The following is a 16,846-nucleotide window of genomic DNA, read 5'->3' as shown; positions in this document are numbered from 1 at the left end:
GACCACAGCTTCGGAAGCACACCATGCAAGAACTGATCGAACAACTCGAAAAGCGCCGCGCCCAGGCGCGCCTGGGCGGCGGGCAGAAGCGCATCGACGCGCAGCACGCCAAGGGCAAGCTCACGGCGCGCGAGCGCATCGAGCTGCTGCTCGACGACGGCACTTTTGAAGAATGGGACATGTTCGTCGAGCACCGCTCGGTCGATTTCGGCATGGCCGAGCAGAAGATCCCGGGCGACGGCGTGGTCACTGGCTACGGGATGATCAACGGCCGTCTCGCCTTCGTCTTCAGCCAGGACTTCACGGTCTTCGGCGGCGCGCTCAGCGAAGCGCATGCCGAGAAGATCTGCAAGGTGATGGACCAGGCCATGAAGGTCGGCGCGCCGGTCATCGGCCTCAACGACTCGGGCGGCGCGCGCATCCAGGAAGGCGTGGCCTCGCTCGGCGGCTACGCCGACGTGTTCCAGCGCAACGTGATGGCTTCCGGCGTGGTGCCGCAGATCAGCATGATCATGGGCCCGTGCGCGGGCGGCGCGGTGTACTCGCCCGCCATGACCGACTTCATCTTCATGGTGAAGGACTCCAGCTACATGTTCGTCACCGGCCCCGAGGTGGTGAAGACCGTGACGCACGAGAGCGTCACGGCCGAAGAGCTGGGCGGCGCCATTACCCACACCACGCGCAGCGGCGTGGCCGACATGGCGTTCGAGAACGACGTCGAGGCGCTGATGATGCTGCGCCGCCTGTACAACTACCTGCCGCTCAGCAACCGCGAGAAGCCGCCGGTGCGCCTGGGCAACAACGGCCAGGGCGATCCGGCCGACCGGCCCGACTACTCGCTCGACACGCTGGTGCCCGACAACCCGAACAAGCCCTACGACATCAAGGAGCTGATCCTCAAGGTGGTGGATGACGGCGACTTCTTCGAGCTGCAGCCCGACTACGCGAAGAACATCGTGATCGGCTTCGCGCGCATGGAAGGCCAGACCATCGGCATCGTGGCCAACCAGCCGCTGGTGCTCGCGGGTTGCCTGGACATCAAGAGCAGCATCAAGGCCGCGCGCTTCGTGCGCTTCTGCGATGCCTTCAACATTCCGGTGGTCACTTTCGTCGACGTGCCCGGCTTCATGCCCGGCACGGGCCAGGAGTACGGCGGCATCATCAAGCACGGCGCCAAGCTGCTCTATGCGTATGCGGAGTGCACGGTGCCCAAGATCACCGTCATCACGCGCAAGGCCTACGGCGGCGCGTACGACGTGATGGCATCCAAGCACCTGCGCGGCGACGTCAACCTGGCCTGGCCGCGCGCCGAGATCGCGGTGATGGGCGCGAAGGGCGCGGTGGAAATCATCTTCCGCGAGGACAAGAACGACCCCGAGAAACTCGCTGCCCGTGAAGCCGAATACAAGGCGCGTTTCGCCAACCCGTACGTGGCGAGTGCGCGCGGCTACATCGACGACGTGATCCTGCCGCACGAGACGCGCAAGCGCATCTGCCGCTCGCTGGTGATGCTGCGTGAGAAGAAGCTCGAGAACCCGTGGCGCAAGCACGGGAACATTCCGTTGTAAGCGGCGCGGAGAAGAAGAACATGTTCAAGAAGATCCTGATCGCCAATCGTGGCGAAATCGCCTGCCGCGTCATTCAAACGGCCAAGAAGATGGGCATCCTTACCGTCGCCGTCTATTCCGACGCTGACAAGGAGGCCCGCCATGTCGAGCTGGCCGACGAGGCCGTGCACATCGGCGCCGCGCCCAGCCGCGAAAGCTACCTGCAGGCCGACCGCATCATCGAAGCCTGCAAGAAGACCGGTGCCGAGGCCGTGCATCCGGGCTATGGCTTTCTCTCGGAGAACGAAGCGTTCGCACGCAAGGTCGAGGAAGAGGGCATTGCCTTCATCGGACCCAAGCACTATTCGATCGCGGCCATGGGCGACAAGATCGCCTCCAAGAAGCTCGCGAACGAGGCCAAGGTGAACACCATCCCGGGCTGGAACGACGCCATCGAGACGGCCGAGCGCGCCGTCGAGATCGCCAAGGACATCGGCTACCCCGTGATGATCAAGGCCTCGGCCGGCGGCGGCGGCAAGGGCCTGCGCGTGGCCTACAACGACAACGAGGCCTTCGAGGGCTTCACCTCGTGCCGCAACGAGGCACGCAACAGCTTCGGCGACGACCGCGTATTCATCGAGAAGTTCGTCGAGGAGCCGCGCCACATCGAGATCCAGGTGCTGGGCGATTCGCACGGCAACGTCATCTACCTGAACGAGCGCGAATGCTCGATCCAGCGCCGCCACCAGAAGGTGATCGAGGAAGCGCCTTCGCCCTTCATCAGCGATGCCACGCGCCGTGCGATGGGCGAGCAGGCGGTGCAGCTGGCCAAGGCCGTGAAGTACCAGAGCGCGGGTACGGTGGAGTTCGTCGTCGGCAAGGACCAGAGCTTCTACTTTCTGGAGATGAACACGCGGCTGCAGGTGGAGCACCCGGTGACCGAATGCATCACGGGGCTCGACCTGGTCGAGCTGATGATCCGCGTGGCAGCTGGCGAGCAGCTGCCGATCACGCAGGCCGAGGTCAAGCGCAACGGCTGGGCGATCGAGTGCCGCATCAATGCCGAGGACCCGTTCCGCAATTTCCTGCCTTCCACCGGCCGCCTGGTGAAGTTCCAGCCGCCGGCCGAGACCATGTTCGCGGCCGACACCGAGCGCCTGAACGGCGTGCGCGTGGACACGGGCGTCTACGACGGCGGCGAGATCCCGATGTACTACGACTCGATGATCGCCAAGCTCATCGTGCACGGCAAGGACCGCCAGCATGCGATTGCCCGCATGCGCGAGGCGCTCAACGGCTTCGTGATCCGCGGCATCAGCACCAACATCCCGTTCCAGGCCGCGCTGCTCGCGCATCCGAAGTTCGTGGCGGGCGATTTCAACACCGGCTTCATCGCCGAGCACTACGGCAAGGGCTTCCATGCCGAGGACGTGCCGCACGCCGATCCTTCGTTCCTGATTGCGCTCGCAGCCTATGTGCACCGCCGCTACCGCGCGCGGGCTTCGGGCATCAGCGGGCAGCTCGAAGGCCACGGCGTGAAGGTGGGCGAGCAGTTTGTGGTGGTGGAGCTGGGGCCGGAGGGCAAGCATGTGCACCATCCTGTTTCGGTCACCGACTTCCATGGCAAGACCGGCGCCAGCGCCGTGGCGGTGGGCGGCCAGAACTACAAGATCGACAGCGGCTTTGCGCTCGGCGCCATTCGCGTGCAGGGCACGGTCAACGACAGGCCCTTCACCGCGCAGGTGGAACGTGGTGCCGGCAAGAACCCGCTGGCGCTGCGGGTGTCGCACGACGGCACGCAGGTCGAGGCGATGGTGCTGTCGCCCCGGGGCGCGCGCCTGCTCGAGCTGATGCCCTACAAGGCGCCGCCCGACCTGAGCAAGTTCCTGATGTCGCCTATGCCGGGCCTGCTGGTCGAGGTGTCGGTGCAGCCGGGGCAGCAGGTGCGCGCCGGCGAGAAGCTGGCCGTGATCGAGGCCATGAAGATGGAAAACGTATTGTTCGCCACGCAGGACGGCGTGGTCGGCAAGATTTCGGCGGGCAAGGGCGAATCGCTTGCCGTCGATCAAATCATTCTGGAGTTTGAATAAAGCTCACCCCAGGCTTCGCGCACTTCGTGTCGCTTCTCCAACCCCCTTCCGGGGGCAACACCTGCTGCCCGGCGAAGCCGGTTCCGCGGTGTTTCCCGAACAGGCAACGCTTCGCGCAGTTATGAAAGTCCCACTGATATGACGACCTCCGCTCCTTTTATTGAAGTTCCCATCTCGGCGCCTGTCACGCTGCACCGGTCCGCAAAGCCCGCGGCGCCGCAAGGCCCGTGGACGATCGAGGCGATACAGGCGCTGCTCGACAAGCCGCTGATGGACCTGCTGTTCGAGGCGCAGACGGTGCACCGCCAGCACTTCCCGGAAGGCGACATCGAGCTGGCGACGCTGCTCTCGGTCAAGACCGGCGGCTGCCCGGAGAACTGCGGCTACTGCCCGCAGTCGGCCGAGTTCGACACCGGCGTGAAGGCGCAGAAGCTCATGGAAGTCGACGAGGTGGTGCGTGCCGCGCAGGCCGCCAAGGACGCCGGTGCCACGCGCTTCTGCATGGGCGCCGCATGGCGCGCGCCGAAGGACCGCGACGTCGAGAAGGTGGCCGTGCTGGTCGAGGCCGTGAAGGGACTGGGCCTGCAGACCTGCGCCACGCTCGGCATGCTGGAGCCGCACCACGCGCACCAGCTCAAGGCCGCGGGCCTGGACTACTACAACCACAACCTCGATACCGCGCCCGAGTACTACACCGACGTGGTCGACACGCGCACCTACCAGGACCGGCTCGACACGCTGGCCCATGTGCGCAGCGCCGGCATCAGCGTGTGCTGCGGCGGCATCGTCGGCATGGGCGAGCAGCCGGTGCACCGCGCGGGACTGATCGCGCAGCTGGCCAATCTGAATCCGTACCCGGAATCGGTGCCGATCAACAGCCTGGTGCGCGTGCCGGGCACGCCGCTGGCCGATTCGGAGCCGGTCGATCCCTTCGACTTCGTGCGCATGATCGCGGTCGCGCGCATCACGATGCCGACCGCGCGCGTGCGGCTCTCGGCGGGGCGCCAGCAGATGGGCGATGCCGTTCAGGCCCTGTGCTTCATGGCCGGCGCGAATTCGATCTTCTATGGCGACAAGCTGCTCGTTACCGGCAACCCCGACGTGGAAGCCGACACGGTGCTGCTGCGCAAGCTCGGCCTCGACGCGCGGCAGGTGCAGGAGCAGCCGGAAGGTTGCGCCGCATGACCACCGCCGCCGCACGCCCCTTCAAGGTGCTGGGCATCCAGCAGATCGCCATCGGCGGACCTGACAAGCTGCGTCTGCAGAAGCTCTGGGTCGACATGCTAGGGCTCGAGGTCACGGGCACCTTCAAGAGCGAACGCGAGAACGTCGACGAGGACATCTGTTCGATGGGCAGCGGGCCGTTCAAGGTCGAGGTCGACCTGATGCAGCCGCTCGACCCGGAGAAGAAGCCGGCCGTGCACGCCACGCCGCTCAACCACGTGGGCCTGTGGATCGACGACCTGCCCAGGGCCGTCGAGTGGCTCACCGCGCAGGGCGTGCGCTTTGCGCCCGGCGGCATCCGCAAGGGCGCGGCGGGTTTCGACATCTGCTTTCTGCACCCGAAGGCGAACGACGAGTTTCCGATCGCGGGCGAGGGCGTGCTGATCGAGATGGTTCAGGCGCCGCCGGAGGTGGTGAGCGCCTTCAGCGCACTGGCGCGCCAGCCCTGAGGTCTCGGCGCGTCGGCTCGCTGCGGTGCAGGAAGACGGCGAAGGTGTCCCAGGGCAGCTCGGCGCCCGCTGCCGCCAGCAGGCGTCCGGCTTCGCCGCGGTGATAGCTGCTGTGTGTCAGCACATGCAGCAGCATCTCTTCACGCGACATGCGGCCCGTGTCTCCGTCAGTGAAGACGAAGGACAGGGTCTCGGCCAGCGCTTCGGGCGAGACGGCGTCGATGTAGCGTTCGTACCAGTCCAGGCTTGCGTCGTTGCGATCGCGCAGCTCGTGCAGCGTGAGCGTGCCGGTGGCGCTGACCGAAGCAAGGCCATGCGGCTCGCCGGTCAGATGGGCGGCGAAGACGCGGTCTACAAGGTGGTTGTGGTGGACAAGGCGCAGCGACGCGTCCCGGGTGGCGCCATGCGTTTGCGCGTCCAGGCCTTCCAGGCAGCCCAGAAGTTCGTTGTCTGCCCAGCGCCTGTAGGCGAAGAGCCGCTGGAGAAGCGTGCGGGACGGCATGTGGCGGAACCTCCTTGATGCTGCGATTGAAATGCGAGTAACCTGCTCGCATCGTCGCTTCGCCCCTGCATCATGTCTACTCGCATTGCCAGACCCGGGACCGCCATGCGCAAAGCACCGCGCCAGGCGCGCTCGAAGGCCACGGTGGATGCCATCGTCGAGGCGGCTGCTCGCATTCTTGCGACCGGTGGCGCGAGCGGCTTCTCGACCAATCAGGTGGCGCAGGCCGCGGGCGTCGGCATCGGCTCGCTCTACCAGTACTTTCCCGACAAGCACGCCATCGTCGAGGCCATCCGAAGGCAGCATCTCGACGAAGTGCTCGCTGCGCTTCGCGCCGCCAGTGCATGCCGGGGAGCACCAAGGACGTGTGCCGAGACGCTGGTCGAAGGCCTGGTCGCGGTGCACGCGGGCAAACCGGGCCTGCATCGCGCGCTGCTGGAGCTTGCGCCCGCGCACACGGGTGAGGCGCTGGCGGCAGGCGGCTTCGAGCAGGCGTATGCCGATGCCTATGTGGAGGTCGTGAAGGCGCTGCAGGGGCGGCAGTCTGCAACGCGGACGCAGGCGGTGGTGCTGTCGGGCGCCCTGGAAGGCGCGATTCACGCAGCGGCGCGTGCCGGGCTGGTCGCTTCACCCGCGTTTCGCCGGCAGCTCGTCGAACTGGTCATGGCCTACCTGGCACGCGAACGGAACCCGGCTACGCGTTGAGCACCTTCCTGATCGGCGGCCTGACGTCCGAACGCTGAGGCGGCAGCATCGGCTGGTGCTCGCGCGCCGGGTTCAGGATGATCGAGGTGGCCGTCTCGGTGAGGATGCAGAACTTGGTCACGACCGCATCGAGGTGGCTCACGTCGATGACCGCGATCTCCAGGATCCAGCTGTCGTCGCCGGTCACGTTGTAGGCATTGACGCATTCGGGCGTCTGTTGCACCAGTTCCACCACGCGCGCATAGTCGGCGCGGCCCACGCGGATGATCGCGCGGATGCCGTAGCCGAGCTTGCCGAGGTTCACGGTCGCGCGGTAGCCGCTGATCACGCCCGCGGCCTCGAGCTTCTTGACGCGTTCGGTCACGGCCGGCTGGCTCAGATGCACGCGGCGACCGAGTTCGGCCATGGTGAGCCGCGCATCGGCCTGCAGTTCGGCCAGGATGCGGGTGTCGTGCGCATCCAGCGCGGGGTTCAAGCTGAAGTCCATGCAACTCCTTCAAATCGACGGTATGAAACGCAAAGAACCATGAAATGTGCATGGTTGCGAGGAGATGGCTTTCATACCATGGACGGCGTTTCCATACCAACAAGACAACATCGACATGCCCACTCTCGCATCCCCCGCCCAAGCCGCATCCGGTCCCGCGCGCACCGCACTGCCGCCGCTGCTGTGGCTCTGCCTGGCCGCCACCTGGGTGGTCTGGGGCTCGACCTATCTTGCAATCAAGTACGCGCTGATCAGCTTTGCGCCCTTTCTCCAGATGGGCTCGCGCTTCCTGTTCGCGGGTGTGCTGCTCGCCGCCTGGATGCGCTGGCGCGGCGCGGCCTGGCCTTCGCGCGTGCAGTGGCGCAATGCCCTCGTGGTCGGCACGCTGATGCTCGGTGGCGGCATGGGCGGCACGGCCCATGCCGAAGTGTCGATCGGCTCCGGGCTGGTGGTGGCCTTCATCGCGGTGGTGCCGCTGCTGATTGCGCTGCTCAACCTGATCTGGGGCGTGAAGCCGACGCGGCTGGAGGCGGCGGGCATTGCGCTCGGGCTCATCGGCGTGCTGATGCTGACGCAGGGCAGTGGTTTCCAGTCGTCGCCCGCAGGCTTGGCGGCAATTTCCATTGCCTGCATCTGCTGGTCGATGGGCAGCGTGCTGAGCCAGCGCAGCCTGCCGCTCGCGCCCGGTGCGATGGGCTTCGCGAGCGAAATGATCTGCGGCGGCGTGGTGCTGCTGATGCTCGCGGCCCTCTCCGGCGAACAGCTGGTGTGGCCGCCGCAGCCCGTGGCCGCTGCCGCCTGGCTGTACCTCGTGGTGTTCGGCTCGCTGATCGCCTTCAACGCCTACATGGTGCTGCTCGCGAAGGCGCCCGCCGCCTTGGCCGCGAGCTACACCTTCGTCAATCCGGTGATCGCGATGCTGCTGGGCGTGTGGATTGCCAATGAGACCGTGACGCGCTTCGAGTGGTATGCGGTAGCCGTGGTGCTGGCCGGTGTTTTGCTGCTGCTGTTCAAGCGCCCGCAGAAGGCGAAAGAGAGCCAAGAGGGCTGAGCCCCGCGCCGTTCAGGTGCCCGGGCGGCGCCAGAAGGCCAGCGTTGCGGCCAGCAGCCACATGCCGGCCGCGCAGCTGCGATTCAGCGCCTTGAGGCCGCGGCGCGAGAGCCAGCGCACGGCCTGCGTTCCGGCGGCCGCATAGGCCAGCATCACGCAGGTGTCGAGCGCCACGAAGATCGAGCCGAGCAGCAGGTACTGGGTGCCCTGCGGCCGGGTGATGTCGATGAACTGCGGCAGGAAGGCTGCGAAGAACAGCACGGTCTTGGGGTTCGACAGCGCCACGAGCAGGCTGCGCATGAGCGCGACGCGGCCATGCGGGCGAACCTCGATGGCGGATTTGGCCAGCGCCGCACCCAGGTCGGTCTCTTCGCTGCGCCACAGCTTGACGCCGAGCCAGACCAGGTAGGCGACACCCGCCACGCGGATCGCGTTGAAGAGCAGTTCGGATGCGGCCAGCAGCGAGCCGAGCCCGAGCGCAACCACCGCGATCAGCGCGACGCTCCCGAGCGACGCACCGGCAATGCCCCAGCTCGCGCGGCGCATGCCGCCGTCGATGCCGTTGGAGAGCGCCAGCAGCATCGTCGGGCCGGGGATCACGGCCAGCGCGAGCGAGGCGACGACGTAGACGAGCAGCGTGTCGAGGGTCATGGCTTGGCGGTGGGTGGGCGTTGTTGTTGCGAGGCGGCGCGGGCACGCGCCAGCGCGGCTTCGACGATGGACCGCTTGCGCGTGTCGGCGGCCTGCGGCTGCGCGACGGCGGGCGCTTCTTGCTCGCTCTGGCGCTTGTCCGTTCGGCGGTGCTCGCCGTGCAGCTTGTAGCGCCGCAGCGCGGCTTCGGCCTGCACCTGCGACCAGGCCTGCCAGCCGCTGCGGCCCGGCGTCTCGACCTCGAGCGAGATGCAATCGACAGGGCAGGCTGGAATGCAGAGCTCGCAGCCCGTGCAGTGCGTTTCGATCACGGTGTGCATGCGCTTGTTGATGCCCACGATGGCATCGGTGGGGCAGGTATCGAGGCAGAGCGTGCAGCCGATGCACCAGGCTTCGTCGATGACCGCCATGGCGCGCGGGCCTTCGGTGCCGAACTGCGGATCGAGTGGGAGCGGCTCGCGGCCGGTGAGCCTCGCCAGCCTGGCCACGCCTTCGGCGCCGCCGGGCGGGCACTGGTTGATGCCGGCCTGGCCGTCGGCCACGGCTTGCGCATAGCCGGCGCAATCGGGGTAGCCGCAACGTGTGCACTGCGTCTGCGGCAGTGCATCGTGGATGCGTGCGGCCAGCCCGTTCACTTCCTGCGTGCCGCGGGCTTCTTGGCGGCGGCAACCGCCACCGCTTTCCTGGCTGCGACATTCTTGCCGGCTGCAACGGCCGCCGTGCTCCGGCCCGGCTTGATGCGGTCTTCGGCCGGCAGGGTTTCGCGCGCGCCCGCGCGGCGCTGGGGCTGGTCGTGGGCCGCGATGAACTTTTGCACCTTGGGGTAGACCAGTTCGCGCCAGCGGCGGCCGCTGAAGATGCCGTAGTGGCCCGCGCCCTTGACTTCGTAGTGCTCGCGCTGCGAATCGGCAATGCCGGTGCACAGGCTGTGGGCGGCCTCGGTCTGGCCCGAGCCCGAAATGTCGTCGAGCTCGCCCTCGACGGTCAGCAGGGCGGTCGAATGGATGTCCTGCGGGCGCACGCGCTCGATCTGGCCCTTGGGGTTCTTGACGTCCCAGGTGCCGTTCACGAGTTCGAATTCCTGGAACACGGTGCGGATGGTGTCCAGGTAGTAGTCGGCGTCCATGTCGAGCACGGCGTTGTACTCGTCGTAGAACTTGCGGTGGGCCTCGGCGCTCGCGTCGTCGCCCTTGATGAGGTCCTTGAAGTAGTCGTAATGGCTCGACGCGTGGCGGTCGGGGTTCATGGCCACGAAGCCCGTGTGCTGCAGGAAGCCCGGGTACACGCGGCGGCCTTCACCCGGGAAGCCCTGGGGCACGCGGTAGATCACGTTGTTCTCGAACCACTCGAAGCTCTTGTTCATCGCGAGGTTGTTTACCGCGGTGGGCGACTTGCGTGCGTCGATCGGGCCGCCCATCATCGTCATGGTCAGCGGCAGCGGCTCGCCGCGGCTCGCCATGAGCGACACGGCCGCCAGCACCGGCACGGTCGGCTGGCACACGCTCACCACGTGGCAGTTGCCGTACTCGGCCTGCAGCCGGCGGATGAACTCCTGCACGTAGTTGATGTAGTCGTCGAGGTGGAACTCGCCCTCGGACATGGGCACGAGACGCGCGTTCTTCCAGTCGGTGATGTAGACCTTGTGGTCCTGCAGCATGGTGCGCACGGTGTCGCGCAGCAGCGTGGCGTAGTGGCCCGACAACGGCGCCACGATCAGCACCACGGGCTGGCTCTTGAGCGTCTTGAGGATGTGCGGTTCGTCGGTGAAGCGCTTGAAGCGGCGCAGCTCGCAGAAGGGCTTGTCGAGCTCGACGGCCTCCTGGATGACCACGTCTTCGCCCTCGACCTTCACGGACTTGATGTTGAACTCTGGCTTCTCGTAGTCCTTGCCCAGGCGGTAGAGCAGGTCGTAGCCTGCCGCCATGCGCTGGGCCATGGGCAGCTGGCCCCACACCGCGCCTTGGCCATAAAGCTTGGACGCCGCTTGGGCGAAGTCCGAAAACGGCTCCATGAGGGAACGCTGGGCTTCGTAGAGTTGATAGAGCATCGCTGGTCTTGGAGTGGAATGTTGCAATGCAATATATCAGCGCATTCGCTGACTTGCAGGGGGCCTAACCCCTACATCGGCCCTGCCGAAAGGGCCGTTTTTAAGCCACGAATGTGAAGGAATCGTAAACGCAGATTCCCTCACATCTTGCTGACGCCTAGATGACCTTGGCGATCGACGCGCAGACGTAGTCGATGTTCTTGCTGTTGAGCGCGGCCACGCACATGCGGCCGGTGTCGGTGCCGTACACGCCGAATTCGTTGCGCAGGCGCACCATCTGGTCCTTGCGGAGGCCCGAGTAGCTGAACATGCCGATCTGCGTGGTGATGAAGCTCATGTCGTCCTTCACGCCGGCGGCCTTGAGGCCGTCGACCAGCTTCTGGCGCATGGCCTTGATGCGCACGCGCATTTCGCCGAGTTCCTTTTCCCACAGCGCGCGCAGTTCAGGGTTGCCGAGCACCGCGGCCACCACGGCGCCGCCATGGATCGGCGGATTGCTGTAGTTGGTGCGGATCGCGATCTTGAGCTGCGACAGCACGCGGCCGGCTTCTTCCTTGTTCTCGCACAGCACCGAGAGGGCACCCACGCGTTCGCCGTAGAGGCTGAAGCTCTTCGAGAACGAGGTCGAGACGAAGAAGGTCAGGCCCGCGTCGACGAACTTGGCGACCGCCGCGCCGTCTTCCTTCAGGCCGTAGCCGAAGCCCTGGTAGGCCATGTCGAGGAAGGGGACGAGGCCCTTGGCCTTGACCGCGGCCACGACCTGGTCCCACTGCTCGGGCGTGATGTCGTAGCCGGTCGGGTTGTGGCAGCAGGCGTGCAGCACCACGACGGTGCCGGCGGGCGCCGCGTTCAGGGCGGCCAGCATGCCGTCGAAGTTGACGCCGCGCCTGGCGGCGTCGTAGTAGGGGTAGCTTTCGACCTCGAAGCCCGCGTTGGTGAACAGGGCGCGGTGGTTTTCCCAGCTCGGGTCGCTGATCAGCACCTTGGCCTTGGGGTTGAGCTTCTTGAGGAAGTCGGCGCCGACCTTCAGGCCGCCGGTGCCGCCGATGGCCTGGATGGTGGCCACGCGACCCGATTGCACCGGCTCGCTGTCGGCGCCGAAGACCAAGGCCTTGACCGCGTTGTCATACGCCACGATGCCGTCGATCGGCAGGTAGCCGCGCGCGGTGGGCGCCTTCATCATGTTCTGTTCGGCGGCCTGCACGCACTGCAAAAGCGGCAGCTTGCCGTTGTCGTCGTAGTAGACGCCGACGCCGAGGTTGACCTTGTTGGGGTTGGTGTCGGCTGCAAACTGCTCGTTGAGGCCGAGGATCGGGTCGCGCGGTGCCATTTCGACCGCGGTGAACATAGACATGGAGAAAGTCCTTTGGGATGAAAGCTTCGCTGGCAACCGGACTTGGCTTAAGCTTTCCGGTTGCCTTGAATTTTACCGGCGCCACCGCCACCTGTCGGGAACAGCCATGCCAGAGAACAACGAAGCCATAGCAGACCTGAAGAAACTGGACCCGATCGGTCCGGTGAAGCAGGGCGAATTCATCAAATACCCCGGTTCGCCTTTCGAACTTTTCCAGCCCTACCCGCCGGCTGGAGACCAGCCGAAGGCCATCGAGGGCCTGGTCGAGGGCGTGCTCGACGGCGAGGTGTTCCAGACTCTGCTGGGCGTCACGGGCTCGGGCAAGACCTTCACCATGGCCAACGTGATCGCACGGCTGGGCCGACCGGCCATCGTGTTCGCGCCCAACAAGACGCTGGCGGCGCAGCTCTACAGCGAATTCCGCGAGTTCTTCCCCAAGAACGCGGTCGAGTACTTCGTGAGCTATTACGACTATTACCAGCCCGAGGCCTACGTGCCCCAGCGCGACCTGTTCATCGAGAAGGACTCGTCGATCAACGAGCACATCGAGCAGATGCGGCTGTCGGCCACCAAGAGCGTGCTGGAGCGGCGCGACACGGTCATCGTGGCCACGGTGAGCGCCATCTACGGCATCGGCACGCCCGAGGACTACACGCAGATGCGCTTCATCATGCGGGTTGGCGACAAGATCGGCCAGCGCGACGTGATCGGGCGGCTGATCCGCATGCAGTACACCCGCAACGAGCAGGACTTTTCGCGCGGCACCTTCCGCGTGCGCGGCGACACCATCGACGTGTTTCCGGCCGAGCACAGCGAGCTGGCCATCCGCATCGAGCTGTTCGACGACGAGATCGAGACGCTGCAGCTGTTCGACCCGCTCACGGGCCGCATCCGGCAGAAGATTCCGCGTTTCACCGTGTACCCGTCGAGCCACTACGTGACGCCGCGCGACAAGGTGCTGAGCGCGGTCGAAACCATCAAGATCGAGCTGGCCGAGCGGCTCAAGGAATTCGTCGGGCAGGGCAAGCTGGTGGAGGCGCAGCGCCTGGAGCAGCGTACCCGCTTCGACCTGGAGATGCTGGCCGAGATCGGCCACTGCAAGGGCATCGAGAACTACACGCGCCACCTCTCGGGCGCGGCGCCGGGCGAGCCGCCGGCCACCTTGACCGACTACCTGCCCAAGGACGCGCTGATGTTCCTCGACGAAAGCCACCAGATGGTCGGCCAGCTCGGCGGCATGTACAACGGCGACCGGGCGCGCAAGACCACGCTGGTCGAATACGGCTTCCGGCTGCCGAGCGCGCTGGACAATCGGCCGCTCAAGCTGGAGGAGTTCGAGACGCGCATGCGCCAGTGCATCTTCGTCTCCGCCACGCCTGCGCAGTACGAGAAGGACCATGCCGGCAACGTGGTCGAGCAGCTGGTGCGGCCGACCGGACTGATCGACCCCGAGGTCGAGGTGCGCCCCGCAACCCACCAGGTGGACGATGTGCTGGGCGAGATCCGCATCCGCGTCGACAAGAACGAACGTGTGCTCATCACCACGCTGACCAAGCGCATGGCCGAGCAGCTGACCGACTACCTGGGCGACAACGGCGTGAAGGTGCGCTACCTGCACAGCGACGTCGACACGGTCGAGCGGGTCGAAATCTTGCGCGACCTGCGGCTGGGGAGCTTCGATGTGCTGGTGGGTATCAATCTGCTGCGCGAGGGCCTGGATATTCCCGAGGTGTCGCTGGTGGCCATTCTGGATGCCGACAAAGAGGGCTTCCTGCGCGCCGAGCGCTCGCTGATCCAGACCATCGGCCGCGCGGCGCGCAACCTGAACGGCAAGGCCATCCTCTATGCCGACCGGATGACCGACTCGATGAAGAAGGCCATCGATGAAACCGAGCGCCGCCGCGCCCGGCAGATCGCCCACAACGAGGCCAATGGCATCACCCCGCGCAGCATCGTCAAGCAGGTGCGCGACCTGATCGACGGCGTCTACAGCGAAAAGACGGGCAAGGAAATGGCCAAGCTCGACCTGGAACGCGCCAAGGTCGAGGACATGAGCGAAAAGGACATCGCCCGCGAGATCAAGCGGCTCGAAAAGCTCATGATGGAACACGCCCGCAACCTCGAATTCGAGAAGGCAGCCCGGGTGCGCGACCAGCTGGCGCTGCTGCGGGAGCAGGCTTTTGGCGCCTCCGGCGGGGACAATATCGCCGTTCTGCCGTCCTAGGACGGGGTTCCGGTTTCTTCAAGCGATTCCCGCTGGGGTTTACCCGAGCAGACCTCAAGGTCTTCTGCTATACTTGAGCGAAATACTCAACAACAAAAAAAGAACTTCGCGATGAAGAACCGATCCCACTGGCTGGTTCACCAGCGCCAGGGGTCGGGCAGGGCGGAGACGAAGTCACCGCGGCCTTGGGCCACGGTGTCATTTCAACGGTAAGCACTTGAAGGAGCTTGCGATGCGTCTCACTACCAAAGGCCGTTTTGCGGTCACAGCAATGATCGATCTGGCGCTGCGTCAGAACACCGGTCCGGTCACGCTGGCTGCGATCAGCCAGCGGCAGCAGATTTCGTTGTCGTATCTCGAACAGCTGTTCGGCAAACTGCGCCGCCACGAGCTGGTCGAGTCGACCCGCGGCCCCGGCGGCGGCTACAGCCTCGGCCGCAAGGCTGCGGATATCACCGTCGCAGACATCATTGTTTCCGTCGATGAGCCCATCGATGCCACGCAATGCGGCGGCAAGGAAAACTGCCTCGGCGAAGCCGGCCGCTGCATGACGCACGAGCTCTGGGCCTCGCTGAACCAGCGCATGGTCGAGTTCCTCGATTCCGTCACGCTGCAGAAGCTGGTCGACGACCAGATCGCCAAGGGCGTGCAGATCGAGAACAAGCCAGTCGTCAAGCGCGCGATTTCCGCGCAGCCGGTGGTCAAGCCGATTCGCGTGAACGCGCCGAATTCGGTGTTTGCCCTCGGCAACGCCTTCGCGAAGTCCTGAAGCCGTGGAGCGCCTCCGGGCGCTGCCGCGAGAAGCCCAGATCAAAGAAACAACCCCACGCCAGCCCGAGCCAGCCATGGACGTCACTCCTCATTTCCCGATCTATCTCGATTACGGCGCCACCACGCCGGTCGACCCGCGTGTGGTCGACGCCATGATCCCCTGGTTGCGCGAGCACTTCGGCAACCCGGCGTCGCGCAGCCATGCCTGGGGCTGGGAGGCTGAAGAGGCGGTCGAGAAAGCGCGCGGCTATGTGGCCGAGCTGATCGGAGCCGACCCGCGCGAGATCGTCTGGACCTCCGGCGCCACCGAGTCGAACAACCTCGCGCTCAAGGGCGCGGCCCAGTTCTACAAGGGCAAGGGCAAGCACCTCATCACGGTGAAGACCGAGCACAAGGCCGTGCTCGACACCATGCGTGAGCTTGAGCGCCAAGGCTTCGAAGTCACCTACATGGACGTCGAGGAAAACGGCCTGCTCGACCTGGACAAGTTCAAGGCGGCGATCCGCCCCGACACCATCCTTGCGAGCGTGATGTACGTCAATAACGAGATCGGCGTCATCCAGGACGTGGTCGCGCTCGGCAATGCCTGCCGCGAAAAGGGCGTGATCTTCCACGTCGATGCGGCCCAGGCCACCGGCAAGGTCGAGATCGACATCGCCAAGCTGCCCATCGACCTGATGAGCCTGGCTTCGCACAAGACCTACGGCCCCAAGGGCATCGGTGCGCTGTACGTGCGCCGCAAGCCCCGCGTGCGGCTCGAGGCACAGATGCACGGCGGCGGCCACGAGCGCGGCATGCGCTCGGGCACGCTGCCCACGCACCAGATCGTGGGCATGGGCGAGGCCTTCCGCATCGCCAAGCTCGAAATGAAGGAAGACATCGCTCAGGCCGCCCGCCTGCAGAAACGCCTGCTCGACGGGCTCAAGGATGTGGACCAGGTGTTCATCAACGGCGACCTCGAGCAGCGTGTGCCGCACAACCTGAACATGAGCTTCAACTATGTTGAGGGCGAGTCGCTGATCATGGGCATCAAGGGCCTGGCGGTGTCGTCGGGGTCGGCATGCACCTCGGCCAGCCTGGAACCCAGCTACGTGCTGCGCGCCCTGGGCCGCAGCGACGAGCTGGCCCACAGCAGCCTTCGCATGACCATCGGCCGCTTCACGACCGAGGAAGAAATCGACTACGCCATCTCGACCATCAAGCACAACGTCGCCAAGCTGCGCGAGCTGAGCCCCCTGTGGGAGATGTTCCAGGACGGCGTCGACATCAGCACGATCCAGTGGTCGGCCCACTGACGCATTGAACAAAGTTTGAGAGGTACACCATGGCATATTCATCCAAGGTCATCGACCACTACGAAAATCCCCGCAACGTCGGCTCCTTCGAAAAGGGCGACGACTCGGTCGGCACCGGCATGGTCGGCGCGCCGGCCTGCGGCGACGTCATGAAGCTGCAGATCAAGGTCAATCCCGAAACCGGCGTGATCGAAGATGCGCGCTTCAAGACCTACGGCTGCGGCTCGGCCATTGCGTCGTCCTCGCTCGTGACCGAGTGGGTCAAGGGCAAGACGCTCGACGAAGCCGCGGCGCTCAAGAACGCGCAGATCGCCGAGGAACTGGCGCTGCCGCCCGTCAAGATCCACTGCTCGATCCTGGCCGAAGACGCCATCAAGGCCGCCGTGAGCGACTACAAGGCCAAGCACGGCGCCAAGGCGGCAGAAGCCGAACCATCGGCAGTCCACTGA

Annotated in this window: 16 protein-coding genes; 10 read left to right on the top strand and 6 right to left on the bottom strand. The window is 65.6% G+C overall.

Annotation, left to right across the window (positions count from 1 at the left end; all coding sequences use genetic code 11):
- Positions 1-23 precede the first annotated feature (23 nt).
- The 4 genes from L1081_RS09710 to L1081_RS09695 all read left to right on the top strand — a co-directional run bounded on the left by L1081_RS09710 (position 24) and on the right by L1081_RS09695 (position 5,310).
- Positions 24-1,568 (top strand): carboxyl transferase domain-containing protein, encoded by a 1,545-nt coding sequence (locus L1081_RS09710; protein WP_489416215.1) that lies wholly within the window; start codon positions 24-26, stop codon positions 1,566-1,568.
- A 20-nt stretch (positions 1,569-1,588) separates the two neighbouring features.
- Positions 1,589-3,637 carry an acetyl-CoA carboxylase biotin carboxylase subunit gene (gene accC, locus L1081_RS09705; protein WP_489416214.1) on the top strand — a complete coding sequence of 683 codons (2,049 nt, stop codon included), beginning with the start codon at positions 1,589-1,591 and terminating at the stop codon, positions 3,635-3,637.
- Positions 3,638-3,775: 138 nt separating this feature from the next.
- Positions 3,776-4,822, top strand: coding sequence for a biotin synthase BioB (gene bioB / locus L1081_RS09700; protein ID WP_489416213.1), 1,047 nt, complete (start codon positions 3,776-3,778; stop codon positions 4,820-4,822).
- Complete coding sequence (locus L1081_RS09695; protein WP_124957626.1) at positions 4,819-5,310, top strand: VOC family protein; 492 nt, start codon at positions 4,819-4,821, stop codon at positions 5,308-5,310. Before bioB ends, L1081_RS09695 begins: the two co-directional genes overlap by 4 nt.
- On the opposite strand, the gene L1081_RS09690 is transcribed toward L1081_RS09695, so the two are convergent.
- Positions 5,285-5,812: a DinB family protein gene (locus L1081_RS09690; RefSeq protein ID WP_489416212.1), complete on the bottom strand. Its 528-nt coding sequence runs from the start codon at positions 5,810-5,812 to the stop codon at positions 5,285-5,287. The genes L1081_RS09695 and L1081_RS09690 overlap by 26 nt on opposite strands.
- Positions 5,813-5,917: 105 nt before the next feature.
- Between L1081_RS09690 and L1081_RS09685 the strand changes: the two genes are divergently transcribed.
- On the top strand, positions 5,918-6,517 hold the full coding sequence (locus L1081_RS09685; protein ID WP_489416211.1) for a TetR family transcriptional regulator: 600 nt from the start codon (positions 5,918-5,920) through the stop codon (positions 6,515-6,517).
- Here L1081_RS09685 and L1081_RS09680 read toward each other — a convergent pair.
- A complete protein-coding gene (locus tag L1081_RS09680; RefSeq protein WP_436035749.1) occupies positions 6,507-7,004 on the bottom strand; it encodes an Lrp/AsnC family transcriptional regulator in 498 nt (165 codons plus the stop codon). The two genes, L1081_RS09685 and L1081_RS09680, sit on opposite strands and share 11 nt — an antisense overlap.
- 115 nt (positions 7,005-7,119) lie before the next feature.
- Between L1081_RS09680 and yedA the strand changes: the two genes are divergently transcribed.
- Positions 7,120-8,055, top strand: a complete 936-nt coding sequence (gene yedA / locus L1081_RS09675; protein ID WP_489416210.1) for a drug/metabolite exporter YedA — start codon at positions 7,120-7,122, stop codon at positions 8,053-8,055.
- A 12-nt stretch (positions 8,056-8,067) separates the two neighbouring features.
- Here yedA and L1081_RS09670 read toward each other — a convergent pair whose 3' ends face one another.
- From L1081_RS09670 to L1081_RS09655, 4 genes are all read right to left on the bottom strand, one after another.
- On the bottom strand, positions 8,068-8,706 hold the full coding sequence (locus tag L1081_RS09670; RefSeq protein ID WP_489416209.1) for a LysE family transporter: 639 nt from the start codon (positions 8,704-8,706) through the stop codon (positions 8,068-8,070).
- On the bottom strand, positions 8,703-9,341 hold the full coding sequence (locus tag L1081_RS09665; RefSeq protein WP_489416208.1) for an RnfABCDGE type electron transport complex subunit B: 639 nt from the start codon (positions 9,339-9,341) through the stop codon (positions 8,703-8,705). The genes L1081_RS09670 and L1081_RS09665 overlap by 4 nt, the downstream gene beginning before the upstream one ends.
- Positions 9,338-10,753: a polyhydroxyalkanoate depolymerase gene (locus tag L1081_RS09660; protein ID WP_489416207.1), complete on the bottom strand. Its 1,416-nt coding sequence runs from the start codon at positions 10,751-10,753 to the stop codon at positions 9,338-9,340. The genes L1081_RS09665 and L1081_RS09660 overlap by 4 nt, the downstream gene beginning before the upstream one ends.
- A 157-nt stretch (positions 10,754-10,910) precedes the next feature.
- Positions 10,911-12,107, bottom strand: coding sequence for an aromatic amino acid transaminase (locus tag L1081_RS09655; protein WP_489416206.1), 1,197 nt, complete (start codon positions 12,105-12,107; stop codon positions 10,911-10,913).
- Positions 12,108-12,213: 106 nt separating this feature from the next.
- Here L1081_RS09655 and uvrB point away from each other — a divergent pair, with 106 nt between their 5' ends.
- From uvrB to iscU, 4 genes are all read left to right on the top strand, one after another.
- Positions 12,214-14,331 (top strand): excinuclease ABC subunit UvrB, encoded by a 2,118-nt coding sequence (uvrB, locus tag L1081_RS09650; RefSeq protein WP_489416205.1) that lies wholly within the window; start codon positions 12,214-12,216, stop codon positions 14,329-14,331.
- 232 nt (positions 14,332-14,563) lie between these two features.
- Complete coding sequence (gene iscR / locus L1081_RS09645; protein ID WP_007828186.1) at positions 14,564-15,100, top strand: Fe-S cluster assembly transcriptional regulator IscR; 537 nt, start codon at positions 14,564-14,566, stop codon at positions 15,098-15,100.
- Between the two features lie 76 nt (positions 15,101-15,176).
- Complete coding sequence (locus L1081_RS09640) at positions 15,177-16,397, top strand: IscS subfamily cysteine desulfurase (RefSeq protein ID WP_124957635.1); 1,221 nt, start codon at positions 15,177-15,179, stop codon at positions 16,395-16,397.
- Positions 16,398-16,426: 29 nt separating this feature from the next.
- Positions 16,427-16,846, top strand: a complete 420-nt coding sequence (iscU, locus tag L1081_RS09635) for a Fe-S cluster assembly scaffold IscU (protein ID WP_021006925.1) — start codon at positions 16,427-16,429, stop codon at positions 16,844-16,846.

The organism is Variovorax sp. MSC1_012, assembly GCF_023667525.1.
Classification (GTDB): domain Bacteria; phylum Pseudomonadota; class Gammaproteobacteria; order Burkholderiales; family Burkholderiaceae_C; genus Variovorax; species Variovorax beijingensis_B.
Note: the sequence above shows the minus strand (reverse complement) of the source record. Positions and strands in the feature narration are given on the sequence as shown.